General features: G+C 52.3%; 12 protein-coding genes, 1 riboswitch and 1 other annotated feature. Of the genes, 6 read left to right on the top strand and 6 right to left on the bottom strand.

Annotation, left to right across the window (positions count from 1 at the left end):
* The first annotated feature begins 24 nt into the window (after positions 1-24).
* The gene (locus KNP02_RS10990) at positions 25-495 is read left to right on the top strand and encodes a DUF4367 domain-containing protein (protein ID WP_251130739.1); all 471 of its coding nucleotides are present in this window, start codon (positions 25-27) and stop codon (positions 493-495) included.
* A 42-nt stretch (positions 496-537) separates the two neighbouring features.
* Here KNP02_RS10990 and KNP02_RS10995 read toward each other — a convergent pair whose 3' ends face one another.
* From KNP02_RS10995 to KNP02_RS11005, 3 genes are all read right to left on the bottom strand, one after another.
* Positions 538-1,173 carry a YitT family protein gene (locus tag KNP02_RS10995; RefSeq protein WP_034780845.1) on the bottom strand — a complete coding sequence of 212 codons (636 nt, stop codon included), beginning with the start codon at positions 1,171-1,173 and terminating at the stop codon, positions 538-540.
* Between the two features lie 253 nt (positions 1,174-1,426).
* Complete coding sequence (locus KNP02_RS11000) at positions 1,427-3,550, bottom strand: MMPL family transporter (protein WP_214709317.1); 2,124 nt, start codon at positions 3,548-3,550, stop codon at positions 1,427-1,429.
* A 101-nt stretch (positions 3,551-3,651) separates the two neighbouring features.
* Positions 3,652-4,443 carry a hypothetical protein gene (locus KNP02_RS11005; protein ID WP_214709315.1) on the bottom strand — a complete coding sequence of 264 codons (792 nt, stop codon included), beginning with the start codon at positions 4,441-4,443 and terminating at the stop codon, positions 3,652-3,654.
* Between the two features lie 140 nt (positions 4,444-4,583).
* Between KNP02_RS11005 and KNP02_RS11010 the strand changes: the two genes are divergently transcribed.
* Complete coding sequence (locus KNP02_RS11010; RefSeq protein WP_021068148.1) at positions 4,584-4,748, top strand: YycC family protein; 165 nt, start codon at positions 4,584-4,586, stop codon at positions 4,746-4,748.
* Positions 4,749-4,763: 15 nt separating this feature from the next.
* Here KNP02_RS11010 and pulA read toward each other — a convergent pair whose 3' ends face one another.
* Complete coding sequence (pulA, locus tag KNP02_RS11015) at positions 4,764-6,758, bottom strand: type I pullulanase (RefSeq protein WP_214709313.1); 1,995 nt, start codon at positions 6,756-6,758, stop codon at positions 4,764-4,766.
* Positions 6,759-6,828: 70 nt separating this feature from the next.
* On the opposite strand from pulA, the gene KNP02_RS11020 reads away from it, so the two are divergent.
* Together KNP02_RS11020 and KNP02_RS11025 are read left to right on the top strand one after the other, a co-directional pair.
* A complete protein-coding gene (locus tag KNP02_RS11020) occupies positions 6,829-7,320 on the top strand; it encodes a YajQ family cyclic di-GMP-binding protein (RefSeq protein WP_034780837.1) in 492 nt (163 codons plus the stop codon).
* A complete protein-coding gene (locus tag KNP02_RS11025; RefSeq protein WP_034780835.1) occupies positions 7,317-7,895 on the top strand; it encodes a metallophosphoesterase family protein in 579 nt (192 codons plus the stop codon). Before KNP02_RS11020 ends, KNP02_RS11025 begins: the two co-directional genes overlap by 4 nt.
* 38 nt (positions 7,896-7,933) lie before the next feature.
* On the opposite strand, the gene argS is transcribed toward KNP02_RS11025, so the two are convergent.
* The gene (argS, locus tag KNP02_RS11030; protein ID WP_034780833.1) at positions 7,934-9,616 is read right to left on the bottom strand and encodes an arginine--tRNA ligase; all 1,683 of its coding nucleotides are present in this window, start codon (positions 9,614-9,616) and stop codon (positions 7,934-7,936) included.
* Between the two features lie 52 nt (positions 9,617-9,668).
* Positions 9,669-9,881: a binding site (T-box leader), on the bottom strand.
* A gap of 152 nt (positions 9,882-10,033) precedes the next feature.
* Between argS and KNP02_RS11035 the strand changes: the two genes are divergently transcribed.
* The gene (locus tag KNP02_RS11035; protein WP_251129288.1) at positions 10,034-11,713 is read left to right on the top strand and encodes a GGDEF domain-containing protein; all 1,680 of its coding nucleotides are present in this window, start codon (positions 10,034-10,036) and stop codon (positions 11,711-11,713) included.
* Between the two features lie 96 nt (positions 11,714-11,809).
* Positions 11,810-11,905, top strand: a riboswitch (SAM riboswitch).
* A 52-nt stretch (positions 11,906-11,957) separates the two neighbouring features.
* Positions 11,958-13,259, top strand: coding sequence for a Na+/H+ antiporter NhaC family protein (locus tag KNP02_RS11040; RefSeq protein ID WP_214709311.1), 1,302 nt, complete (start codon positions 11,958-11,960; stop codon positions 13,257-13,259).
* A 21-nt stretch (positions 13,260-13,280) separates the two neighbouring features.
* On the opposite strand, the gene KNP02_RS11045 is transcribed toward KNP02_RS11040, so the two are convergent.
* The gene (locus KNP02_RS11045) at positions 13,281-13,931 is read right to left on the bottom strand and encodes a TVP38/TMEM64 family protein (RefSeq protein WP_034780827.1); all 651 of its coding nucleotides are present in this window, start codon (positions 13,929-13,931) and stop codon (positions 13,281-13,283) included.
* Between the last annotated feature and the right edge of the window lie 43 nt (positions 13,932-13,974).

The following is a 13,974-nucleotide window of genomic DNA, read 5'->3' on the forward strand; positions in this document are numbered from 1 at the left end:
TTCGGTATGCTAGAAGTGATTCGAATGAGAGGAGACAGAACAGTGACCCGTCAACCAAATCAAAGAACCAGCCGTCCCATATTCAAAGTCATTTTTGGCTTGATTTTTATTCTTCTGATTGCCGGAAGGGCTCCATTACCACTCACATTCACGACATCGTTCGTTCCGTTCGAAGTCAATGAACCTAATTATCTCCCAATCGAAACAACGAATCACTACTCCAATGTCGTCAATTTGAGTCAAGTCAAACTTGTATACGAGAACGACGTCGAATCGTTGACGATATGGGCCACGACAAACCTAGGCTGGAATCACGTCACTAGTTGGGACGAGTCGATCAAGTTATCGGATGGCTCGAGCGGATATTATACAGAAGTTGATCAAACAAAAATGGTTAGTTGGCAATACGAAAATGTTGAATACGCAATCGACTATTCAGGGAGTCGTCTTTCAAAAGAAGAGTTACTAAAGATTGCGAGTTCAATCGAGAAGTAAGTAATGACAAGCTCCTTTAAATACGCCATTAAAAAAACGATCTCACGCGAGATCGTTTTTTGTTTTTAGTTTGGTCACACTTGGCACGGTTACTTCGACCACATCGTCCGTCAACATTTTCGTGACGACACGACCTGCGATCGAGACCGCGAGAAGCGTGTAAAGCGCGTTCGACAGCGGCAAATAGATGAGCGAGATCGCCAAAACGATGACATCAAATATGATGAGAATCGTCCCGACCGATACGCCGGTCCATTTCGATAGGCCGAGGGCGAATAAATCGTCGCCTCCGGTCGCCCCGCCTGACTTCAAGACAAGACCGAGACCGTAACCGGTCACAATCCCGCTCGCGATGGCGGCAAACAACGTTGCCGGCCAGACTTGAATGTCGAATGTGAGTAAATCCAATCGGTCCCACATCGCATAACTGAGCGATAACGACGCGGCGGCAAGCACGGCTTGTCCGACGAAGCGCCAGCCTTTCCACCAAAGGGCGATTAAAAAGAAGGGGATATCGAGTACGATCATCGAGATCGCTGGATCGATATCAAATAAATAGCGGCCGAGCAATGCTAGCCCGACGAAGCCCCCTTCTGCCAAACCAAACTGTTCATTCAAATAATAATAACCGAACGCCATGATTAGCGTTCCGAGCACTATGGTAGCAACTCGTTTCATTCCGATTGTCCTCCCCGTTTTCAACGGAGAGGAGGATCCTCAGTCGTAGCCGCGGTTCCATCTGTTCCATCTCCGATCTTCCGTTTGTTGATTTTTACATTGATGTCGCTTGTAAAAACTCAACGCTAGAAGTCCGGCAATTGAAACAGAGGCCATGTCCTCTCGGTATCCATAAAGACCTTCCTTTCCAAAATTGCGCGTAATCATGAAATTATTTTAACACATTTTCACGACTATTTCATTAAATGTATATTTAGTGTAGATTACGTTTCGGTAAATCTTTCTTCCCGAACCACCACCAGTTCCAGTCCCCGAACATTTTCATCAAAGACGGTACGAGCAAGATGCGTATGATTGTCGCATCGATGAAGATGGCGAGCGCGATCCCGACCCCGAGCTGTTTGATCGGGCTGACGCCGGTGAAGGCGAACGCCCCCGTGACGACGATCATGATGACCGCGGCCGACGTGATGATTTTACTCGTCTTGGCGAGTCCCATCTCCGTCGCGTAATCGTTATCCCCGGTCTCCCGATAATATTCCTCAATCCGCGAGACGAGGAACACCTCGTAGTCCATCGATAGGCCGAACACAAGCGAGAAGATAAACACCGGGGTCAATATACTGATCGTCTCGGCGTCATACACGTAACCCGATTCGAAGATGATGACGAGCAGCCCGAACGTCGCCCCGAGACCGAGCACGTTCATGATGATCGCTTTGATTGGGATCAAGACGGAACGGAACGCCCACATGAGGATGAACATCGTCGCCAAGATCACGGTCACGACCGCATATGGGATGCTGTCATAAATCTCTTCATAAATTTCTTCGTTGAACGCGGCTGGTCCCCCGACGTCAAAACCGTTCTCGCGCCAATCTCGGACGAACGCCTGCGCGTCTTTATCACTTGGCGGGACGTCAAAGCTGACGTTGACGAGGGCAAGGTCTGTATTTCCTTCAAGCGTGACGAGACGTTCGAACGCCTCAAGTTGCTCTGGTGCCGCTTCAGCGAGTTGTTGGAATTCGGCTGGTTCGAGACCGGATGCCGTCAAGAACGTCGTGACGTTGTCGACAATCGGATCCTCGGATAGCTCATCGGTGAGTGCGGTCAATTCATCGAGAATCATCGAATCGGTCAAGTCATTCGTCTCAAACAAGAGCACCGCATCGGTCGACGTCTCTCCGAACACGTTGTCCCACCGCTCAAGGGCGGCCCGTGATTCGTACGAGGTCGGGAGCGCATCGGCGTCCGGGATGTTCAGTTCAAGGTCACGGACGAACCAGAGGCTTGGCAGTAGCAGCAAGAGCGCGACGAGCGTCATCGTGACGGGACGTCTCATGACGAAGCGGGCCAACTTCTGCCACCGCACTTCAGAACGTGTCTCATTCGTCTTGACGAGCCGTCCTTTATTGATCGTGTCTCCGACGATGTACAGGGCAGACGGCAACAACGTGAGCGCGGACAAGACCGCACCGGCGACGGCAATCAACGCACCGAGGGCAATCGCTTGGAACACATCGACTTGGATGAACAACAACCCAGCCAGTCCGACGAAGACGCAAAGTCCTGAGAATAGAATCGATCGTCCAGCCGTCGCGACCGTTCGGACGATGGCCGCCTCACGTGACTTCCCTTTCGCGAGCTCTTCCCGGTACCGGTTGACGAGCAATAAGGAGAAATCAATGCCGAGCGCGATGGCAATCATCGCGACCGCATTCAACACGAAAATAGACAGTTCCATCGTTTGGGCAAAGAAGAATAGCGAACCCGCTGCCACGATGAACGTGATTAAACCGACGAATAATGGCATAAATGCGGCGAGCGGCGTCCCGAAGACGAGCAAGAGCACGAGCAGCGCGACCGGGATCCCAATCAACTCGGCCCGAATCAAGTCATTCTTTGACGCCTCGTTCAAGTCATCCGCGAAGACCGGCTCTCCGGTCAATCGCACGTCTGTATCCGTATCTCGAATCAAGGCGCTGCGGACGTCTTCAATCGACGTCTCGGCCGTATCGTAGTCCTCGAACTCGAGCAATAAATAGGCGACGTCCCCATCGCGTGCCTCCGGATTCTCGGCTGGCGTGATCACGCCATCGACCCCATCGACTTCGACGAGTCGATCGCGTTGCTGCTCGATGACCGTATCAAGGTCACCACCTTCCAACAAGACGATCATCGAGGCACCGGCCCGGTCGAACCGGTCGTTCAACGTATCTTCCACTTGGGCGAAGCGCCCGTCTTGAATCGCAAATCCATTGCCGCGCAGTTCACTTGGCAACTGTAATCCGAAATATACCGATACCGCGAGCAACACCGTCCAAATCAACACGACAGCGTAGCGCCATCGGACTAACGCTTGTCCTAATCGTTCCATCCCTGTCCACTCCTCTCCATCTAAGAAGACTGTTCCCGTTTTTTTCGGGATTCACCAAGTCTTCGTAAAAAAATCCTGAACCATGGTCTGGTCCAGGAGCATCAACGCTCGAACACTTGAAGCCAACTATGGCAAAAGCGACGTGGCGTTGACAAGACGACAAGTCGGTCGCCCGGTTCGTCCAATAAGACGACTTTCAGTAATTCAGTTTCAGCACACACTTCAGACGAGAACACTTCGCGATCGCGTTCAAACAGTTGGAACGACGTCATCGATGTGATCGCGGTCGTCTCGCCGATTTGATCGACGATGGCCAGATCGCGGTCACCTCCGTATGGAATCATCCAAGACGCGCTCGACGCAACATTCTCGACCACGAACTGTTGATTCGGTTCGTCGTACAGCGTCACGAGGCCCGGTGCCGTGAATCGTTCGAAATCATAGGTCGGCTGATAGGCAAGTTCGATGATACTCCCGAACTCGGGGACCTCTTCGTAGCGGCTATACCGGAACGTGTGGTCGTTCAAGTTCAAAGCGACAATGTCTGATTCGGCCGAGTAAAGAAACAGGTCGTCTCCTGACCAGTGGTGCAGGTTACTGAACCAATCGTCATGAAACGTCCGTGGGATCGGATGACTTTCCATCGTCCCGTTTGTTAAATCCATGACTCCGTATGTCTGTAAATCCCGAAACAGCGCGACGGCTCGTCTACCATGAGGCTCAATATATAGTGCGCACGGTGCCCATTTCCACTCGAGTTCCCATCGGATTTGGAACGTCTCGTCAAAAAACAGAAAACCGGTTTGCGCCAAATACAACATCCATCCTCCACCAACGCGCTCCAACCATTCAACCGTTTGATGAAATTGATAGTCAGCTACTTGTTTGTACATTTGATCACTTCCTAGTTTCAGCTTAGCAACGCCCCACGCATTTTTCGATTTTGAATGTGTTCACAGAACACATTCTCCATGCGCCTGATTTTCCTGTATACTGGCATTAGCATACCCTGAATGTGAAAGGAGGAACCTCAATGCGCCCACTTCAACTCTCTCCCGAGACGGCGGTCGAGCTTGCTAAAAAGCTGAACGTTCCGCTCGAGGAGCTCATGCATATGCCAAAACACATCATCGTGAAGAAGATGATGGAACTGGAGGCAGCCAAAACTGAAACGAACGAGGAAAAGGAGACGGAATGACGTCTCCTTTTTTGGTTACTGCTGTTTGTTCTTGCGTTTTTTCGCGACGTACCAGAGACCAAGGATCGCAAGGGCAGCGCCGCCGGCGACCGCATATTTGCTGTAATCCGGGCGGCGTTCCGTCACGACGAGCGTCGAGAGCGGTGCCACAGTGACGTGTCGTTCTTCAAGGAGGCGCGGCGCTGTCAAATTGACGGTATGGTCTTCAACGTGGACCTCGAACTTACCGGCCGGCAGCTTCACCTCGACCGCTTCCTCGAGCCCGTTATGGTAGACGAGGTGACGTTCGACATACCCTTCGACGTGGCGACTCAGTTCAAAGGCGATCACCCCTTCTTCTTCATCGAAGAAGCGCAAATGTTTGCGAATCTGCTCCGTGTTCTCGAGACGGAACAACGGATATTGTTTCCGCAGACTGATCAATCCCTTCACGTATTCGACGCTCGGCGTCTCCTGCTCGGCCCGTGTCCAGTCCAAACGGTTGACGACCTCACCTGAGTTGAAGCTGTTCTCGTCCCCATCTTTTGTTCGGAAGAACTCTTGACCGCTATGCAAGAATGGGATGCCTTGACCGAGCATGACGATCGTTGTCGCGAGGCGATGCCGGCGACGACGTGTCGTCTCGTCATCGTCCGGGTTCGTGACGGCGAGCTTGTCCCAAAGCGTCAAGTTGTCATGACACTCAACGTAGTTCACGACTTGGTTCGGTTCATCGGCAAAACTCTGACTTGTCACCGCGCCGGCAATGCCGCGCTTGACGTCCGCCGTCATATCCGCGTTGCCGCTGATCCAGCCTGGCAAGTCCTCGATGAACACGTCCCCACGGACGCCGTCGCGAATCGCGTCGTTGAACTGGGCGATACGTGGCATCTTATGGGCGTTATGCTGGTTCGCTTTCTTGCGGACCGAGAGCGGCGTGTCGAGATCCCAACCTTCTCCGGTGACGAGAATCGATGGGTCGATGCGATCGAGTGCTTTCCGGACTTGGTTCATCGTCTTGACGTCATGGAGCCCCATCAAATCGAAGCGGAAGCCATCGATCATGAACTCTTTCGCCCAGTATGAGACACATTCGACGATCAACTTCCGCATCATCGCGCGCTCTGAAGCCGTATCGTTCCCACACGCCGAACCATCGGCGAGCGTTCCATCCTCGTTCAAGCGGTAATAGTAATCGGGCACAAACTGACCGAGCGGTGTCGTCAACGCATCATACGTATGGTTGAACACGACGTCCATGATGACACGAATCCCACGGTCGTGCAGTGCCTGGATCATCGCCTTCAACTCGATGATGCGAGCAGCCGGATCATCGGCAGACGAGGCGTACGAACCTTCGACGGCGAAATAATGGACCGGGTCATAACCCCAGTTATAATTCGCCTCACTCTCACGCGACTCGTTCACCGAACCGTAATCGAAGAACGGCATGAGTTGGAGGTGCGTGACGCCGAGCGCGGTGATATAGTCGAGCGCGGTCGGATTGCCGTTCGGCGTTTTCGTGCCGACCTCGGTCATCCCAAGGAATTTGCCACGATGCATGACGCCGCTGTCGGGATGGCTCGTCAAATCACGGACGTGCGCTTCATAAATGACCGCCTCTTGTGAAGAGTGGAAGAGCGGACGTTCTTTGACCCAATGGTCCGGGTTGAGCGCTGACGGGTCGAGCAGACACCCGCGCTTCCCATTGACACCGACGACTTTCGCATACGGATCGAGCGACTCGACACGTTTGCCTTCGACGGTAGCTTCAAACACGTAAAAATATCCTTCGAATGAAGCGCGGTCGAGTTCAAGGACCCACGTCCCTTTCTCGGCCCGTTCGAGCTCAATCCGTTCGAACTTTCGTGCCCGCGGCGTCCGGTATAGTTTTACGGTCATCTCTTCGGCGACTGGCGACCAGACCCGCAACCGGATGATATCACCTTTAAACGTCACCCCGAGGTCTTTGCCGTGATACGCCATATGGTCTAAATCTACATTTGTCTGTTGATCGATAGTATGTTCCATCTCTTTCACTCCTTCACTACTTCAAATCTGCTATCATTATAACAAAACCCTTGTAAAGGATGGATGAAACATGGCAAAAGACAATTCTTTTGATATTGTGTCAGAAATGAACCTGGAAGAAGTGAAGAACGCGATCCAAATCGCCGAGAAAGAAATTTTAAACCGTTACGACTTTAAAGGATCGAAGAGTGAGATGTCACTCGACAACGGCGACCTCGTCCTCGTATCGGATGACGACTACAAGCTCGAGCAATTGAAGGACGTCATGATCTCGAAATTGATCAAGCGCGGCGTGCCGACGAAAAACCTCGACTACCAAAAAATCGAGCGCGCCCTCGGTGGCACCGTCCGTCAGCGCGTCAAGTTGAAGAGCGGCATCGATAAAGACGATGCGAAAAAAATCAACAACGCCATTAAAGAATCAAAATTGAAAGTGAAGTCGCAAATCCAAGACGATCAAATCCGTGTGACGGCCAAGTCACGCGATGACCTCCAAGCCGTCATGCAGCTCGTCCGTGAGCTCGAATTGTCTGTCGATGCCCAATTTACGAACTACCGATGAAGCTCGCCATCATCAGTGACCCGCACGGTTCGTTTGATGATTTGAAGGCCGTCCTCGAGTCGGTCCGGCGTGAGACGGAGCATATCCTCTGCCTCGGCGATTTATATGAATGCCACATTGGCAAAAAGCGACGGAACGAACGGTTCCACGAAGTGTCCGACGTCGTGACGTACGATCCGGATTACGAGGCGCTGCTCACGTTCCCGAGCCTGCGTGGCAATCAAGAAGAACGGATTGACGAGGTGCTCGTCGTGTCGCATCCAGTTAAGACGCGGATTTCATTATTACCGGAACAGACGACGCTCGATGAGGCGTTGTTCTTGCATGGCCATCAAGTGAATTGGAGTCCGGACTGGGAACCGATTGTCGAGAAAGGCAAGTATCCGCTCGTCTTTATCGGCCACAGCCATATCCCGGGGATTTACCGGAAAGGCCGTTCGATTCCCTGGGAAATCGGGAAACCGTTCACATTGAAGAAAAAACGGTACGTCATCAACGTCGGCGCTGTCATCTTCGACCGGGAATGGTGTTTGTACGATACAAAAACCCGGACAGTCACACGAATGAAGGCATAGGAAAAGGGACCCCCCTCAAAAGGGTCCCTTATTTGTGCTTACATTTCTTCTGGAGCTTGAACACCGATCAGACGGAGTCCTTCTGTCAATACGATCGTCACCGCTTTGACGAGGGCGAGACGCGACTGTTTACCAGCATCTTCTTCGAGTACACGGACATGGCCGTAATACTTGTTGAACGATTGCGCCAAGTCGAGGACGTAACGGCTGATGATCGACGGTTCACGGCGCTCATGGGCACGTGTGATCACGTGTGGGAACGCGTTGAGCATCGTCACGACGCCCCACGTGTGGTCATCATCCGCACCCGTGAATGTCGAGCCGTCGTAGTTGCCCTTACGGAGGAGCGAGTTCGCACGCGCGTTCGTGTACTGCACGTACGGGCCTGTCTCGCCTTCAAACTTGAGCATGCTGTCGAGGTCGAACTCGATGTTGTTGATGCGCTCGTTCTTCAAGTCGTGGAAGATGACCGCGCCGACACCGACCATACGTGCCACGTCGTCCGCGTTCGCAAGTTCTGGGTTCTTCTGGGCGATGTTGCCTTGAGCTTTCTCGATTGCTTCTTTCAGCACTTCCTCGAGCAAGACGATGCGACCTTTTCGTGTCGACATCTTTTTCCCTTCTTGCAAAATCAAACCGAACGGCACGTGGTGCATGCCATCGACGAAGTCGTAGCCGAGTTTACGGAGGACCGAGAACAACTGCTTGAAGTGAAGCGCCTGTTCGCCGCCGACGACGTAGTTCGCTTGGACGAAGTTATACGTCTCATGACGATAAACGGCCGCTGCCAAGTCACGTGTCGCGTAAAGCGTCGCGCCATCTTTCTTTTTAATCAAGCATGGCGGCAAGTTCTCGTCTTCGAGTGAGACGACCATCGCCCCTTCACTTTCGACGAGAAGGTTCTTCTCTTCGAGCATGGCGACGATGCGGTCCATCTTGTCGTTGTAGAACGCCTCCCCGTGGAAGCTGTCGAACTCGACGCCGAGCAAGTCGTAGACTTTTTGGAACTCTTTGAGCGACTCGTCACGGAACCATGTCCATAGCTCTGTCGCTTCTTCGTTGCCGTCTTCAAGTTTCTTGAACCAAGCACGGCCTTCGTCCTCAAGTTCCGGTTGCGTCTTCGCCTCTTCATGAAAGTGAACGTAAAGCTTCAACAATTCGGCAATCGGATGCTCACGTACCGCTTCCTCGTTGCCCCATTTTTTATAGGCGACCATCAGTTTTCCAAACTGTGTCCCCCAGTCCCCAAGGTGGTTGACCCCAACGACGTCGTAGCCGTTTTTACGGGCGATCTGGTTAATGGCGTTCCCGATTACCGTTGAACGGAGGTGTCCCATCGAGAACGGTTTGGCGATGTTCGGTGACGAGAAGTCGGTCACGATTGTCTCGTTGCGTGTCGCATGCGTCGCATAGTCCGCTTTTTCGTCGAGCACCATGTTGATGATTTCTTGTGACACGACGTCACGGCTCAAGAAGACGTTCACGTATGGTCCAGCCGCCTCGACTTTTGTGAACAATTCATCGTTCAAATCGTTCGCGATATCAGTCGCGATCATGACCGGCGCTTTCCGGTAGGCTTTCGCGAGTTGGAAGCAAGGGAAAGCAAGGTCCCCGTGTGCCTCATGTTTTGGTTTTTCAATTAGAGCTTCAATTTGGTCAAGCGTCAACTCGTCCCCGATGACACGGGACAAGGCTTCCGCATATTTGCGTTCATAACTCATTACAATTCCTCCTTATAAAATTTTCATAAAAAAAACGCCCTTTGCACAGATGCAAAGAGACGGGATGGCCCGCGGTACCACTCTTCTTGCCTGCTTGACGCAGACCGCTTTATCGGTGATAACGGGGGTCCCCCGGCTACGCCTACTAAGGTTCGGGCAGCATCTCAAAAGTGCGTTTCGCGATGTTTGTCAGCCTAGGCTCTCACCAATCCCTAGGTCGCTTTGTTGACGGAACGATCGTTACTCTCTTTTTCATCGACTTTCGTCTATGTGGTTGAAAAGCAATTTCATTATAGAGGATATTTCATATAGACTCAATGCTAGAATTCCGCCATTATGATGAATAGGCAGGACTCGGGCATGATTGTGCCGAATCTCCTACCATACATATCGAATTTTCCCATATAGGAGGGAACCATGAACCATTTTCGCAAGATGTCCGTCCTTGGTTGGAGTATTTGGAGTATGCTATTCAGTTTGACGCTCATCTTGTTCGCTACAGGCGTATTAAACATGCCGGCCATCGAGCCGTTGCCGTTCATCTTGATTGCGTTGCTCGTCATCATTTTTCAAATGGACTCCATCGAACGGAAAGGCGTCTACTTCACGTTTTCGGAAAGTATCGTCCTCATCATTTTCTTGTTTTTTGATTTCGAGACGGCGCTTTTCGTCAATCAGATTGGTCTCCTCGTCTTCCAGTTCGTCAACTTGAAACCGCGCATCGCGCTTCGACGCTTCCGCTTCACGTATCCTTGGAACGCCATCACGTCTTTCTTGGAGATTGCCATCCCAGCCGGTGTTTACTTGGCGCTTGGTGGTGTGACCGGTCTCGGCTTCTATTCTCAAGACTCGTTCCTGCCGCTCGCCGGTTTGATTCTGGCCATCATCTTGAACACGGTCGTGCAAAAGTATCAAGTCGGTTGGTGGTTCCGCGTCGACATCCCGGTCCGCGATTTTCTGAGCATCGCGTTTTATACGTATATCGTCAGTCTCGTCTTCATTTTGGCGGCCTCGTTGTTCCGGGAGACGAATTTACTCGTCGTCAGCAGCATCGCTGCCGCGTTGACGTTCTTCATCAAGCGGCTCATCATCCAAAAAGGCCGGCAAGACGCCTTTAAATCGTTGATTGAACAGTATGACGAGGCAAAAGAAGCCGTGTCGTTATCGCAGAGCGAGGCGCAAGCCATCGAAGTGTTTCTCAGTCAATGTGAGCGGCTCAATCACTATGACGAAGGGTTCGTCGAGTTTAAACTGTTCGACCGTACCCTGTACTTTGATTTGAAGACGCGTCAGCCGATTGACCGTCACATCGTGTTCGATTTGCTCGATCACGCTTATCCGAACGAAGCCTCGGTCGAATATGAGATGCGCTTCGAATGGGACGCACCACTGTCGAACGAATTTGACGACGACTATCATAGTTTCATCTCGGTTCGGTCCGAGGAGATCGAAGGGATTCGCACGTGGCTCGTCATGACGGGTGAACACGTCTATGGGTATCCCCCGACCATCCAACGTGAAATCGTCAAACTTCTCAAGTCGTTCAACCGGACGATCAGCCGTTGCCATGAGCGCGACCGTCTTTACACGGAAAGTCGGACCGACAGCTTGACGCTGCTCGCCAATGCACGCGCGTTTTACGAATACGGGATTCAACAAATCTCGGACGGTTCGATGTATCCGATTTCGGTCGCGATGCTCGACATCGACTTTTTCAAAAAAATCAACGATGTGCACGGACATCAAGTCGGGGACAGTGTGCTCCAAGAGTTTGGACGGCGGATTCGCCAGGCACTCCGCACCGAAGATTTTGCCGCCCGTTACGGCGGTGAAGAGTTCATCTTGCTATTGAACCGTTGCGATGTCGAACAGGCAATCGAAATCGCCGAACGAATCCGGCAACAAATCGAGAACAAACCGTTCCACGTCGACGGGATCGATATCCCCGTCACCGCTTCGATCGGTGTCGACACGATTCAGGCGTTCGGTGACAAACGCCTCGACGATACGATTCGTAACGCTGACCGGGCCCTCTACGTCGGCGGGAAGTACGCCGGACGCAACCGCGTCGCCCATTACAATTTCTTAACGACCTGACTCACCCCCACGTTCACCGCGTGGGGGTTTGCTATTGACAAGCGGATTTGAAACAAGTACGTTAGGGAACGTGTCTTATAATTAAATATCACAACTTTTTTATCAAGAGAGACTGAGGGACTGGCCCAGTGACGTCTCGGCAGCGGGTAACCTGTGCCAAATCCAGCGAGCAGTCTGCTCGAAAGATGAAAAAAGTGTTTTCTTGTAGAGAGAGCCTTTTTTCAGAAGGCTCTCTTTTTATTTTATGAATGAGGTGAATCGATTGGAACAACCGACAGCTAACAAATGGGCACTATTGCCTTTGCTCGTCTTCCTCGTCTTCTTTATCGGGGCAGGCATCTACTATAACGACTTTTATAAATTCCCGGTCCTGATCGCGGCGTTGATCGCGGTCATCGTCGCGGCGTTGATGACGAAAGGCAGCGTCACTCAGACGGTCGAGCGTGTCGCCCAAGGTGCGGGGAACCCCGGCATTTTAATCATGGTCTTCATCTTCTTGCTCGCCGGAGCGTTCTCGAGTGTCGCCGAAGCAATCGGCGCAATCGACGCGACCGTCAATGCGGCGCTGACATTTTTACCGTCCTCGCTTCTACTGAGCGGTTTATTCGTCATCGCGGCATTCATCTCGATGGCGATGGGAACGTCGACGGGCACGATTGCCGCCCTCGCCCCGATCGCGCTCGGTATCCACGAAGAAAGTGGCGTCAATATCGCCATCGCGGCGGCTGCCGTCGTCGGTGGTGCCATGTTCGGGGACAACTTGTCGTTCATCTCGGACACGACAATCGCTGCCGTCCGGACCCAGCGTACCAATATGCGTGACAAATTCCGAACCAACTTTTGGATTGTCCTCCCGGCCGCCCTTATCACAATCGTCCTCTTATCGGTGTTATCGAGTGGAGAATCGACTGTCGATGCAGCCGCGTTCGAATGGTATAAACTCATTCCGTACCTTGCGGTCATCGTGCTCGCCTTGACGGGAATGAACGTCATCCTCGTCTTGCTCGGCGGCATCGCCCTGACCGGCATCATCGGTCTGTTGGACGGCAGTCTAGCCGTCACCACGTACGTCACCGCCATGGCGGACGGCATGATGGGCATGGCCGAGATTTCACTCCTGACATTGCTCATGGGTGGGCTCGTCGGACTCATCTCGCATAACGGCGGACTCACGTACTTGCGTGACGCGCTCACGTCCCGAATTAAAAGACGGGCCGGCGCGGAGTGGAGCATCGCCGGGCTCGTCAGTGCGACAAACGTCGCGACGGCGAACAACACGATTTCGATTCTCGTGGCTGGTCCGCTCGCCGCGAACATCGCCGACGATTATGACATCGAACGTAAAAAGTCAGCGAGTGTACTCGATATCTTCTCGTGTGGGGTCCAAGGTCTGTTGCCTTATGGGGCACAGCTTCTCATTGCGGCCGAACTGACGAACACAGCGTCACCGGCGCTCGTTCCGTATATGTTCTATCCGTTCTTGTTGTTCATTTGCGGAGGATTGGCCATCGTCTTTAACTTCCCGCGTTTCAAAAAGCGCGTCTAACCAAAACGACCCTTTGAAGCACTAGCTTCGAAGGGTCGTTTGACGTTTCGTTTCACGTTCACGTTGAAGTTGTTCGTTGCGTTTTTTGAAGGCGCGCCGCTTGAGCAATTCCTCGAGGCCACGGCTGATCGCCCAAAGGACAAACAATAACAGTCCAAGCATCGATAAGCGGAACGGACTTTGAATAAACTCTTCCCACTGGTCACCAATGACCGAAAAAATCAAGACGACAAGCAGTTTCCCGAACCCCGCCGCCATGATGAATGTCCGAAGCGGCATTTGAATGAGGGCGAGTAAGTATGTGATCAAACTGACCGGGATGAACGGGAGCGAATATAAAAAACCAAGCGAGATCGGGCTCATATGGTTGATGCGTTCCAGCCAATATACCCCTTGTTTATGTTTTTCGAGCCACCGTGTCATCGGTTTACGGAATACGTAACGGACGGCTGTAAAGACAAGAATCGTCCCTAGTAAACTACCGACCCAAGACAATAACGTCCCGAGCAAGAACCCATACGTGGCCGCGTTCGCCGAAATGATGAGGACGAGCGGAAGAAATGGAAAGATCGCCTCAAGGAACGGCGCCCCTAGTCCCGCCCATGGGCCTCCCGGAAGCTCTTGCAGCCATTCAATCAGTTGGATAATCCATTGTTGGAGTGATGTGAGCATATCAGTTTCCACCTTCGACTTTCATTAATACCTTTTACCCGAT

Origin of the sequence: Exiguobacterium sp. s40, assembly GCF_018617905.1 — a bacterium.
Classification (GTDB): Bacteria; Bacillota; Bacilli; order Exiguobacteriales; family Exiguobacteriaceae; genus Exiguobacterium; species Exiguobacterium mexicanum_A.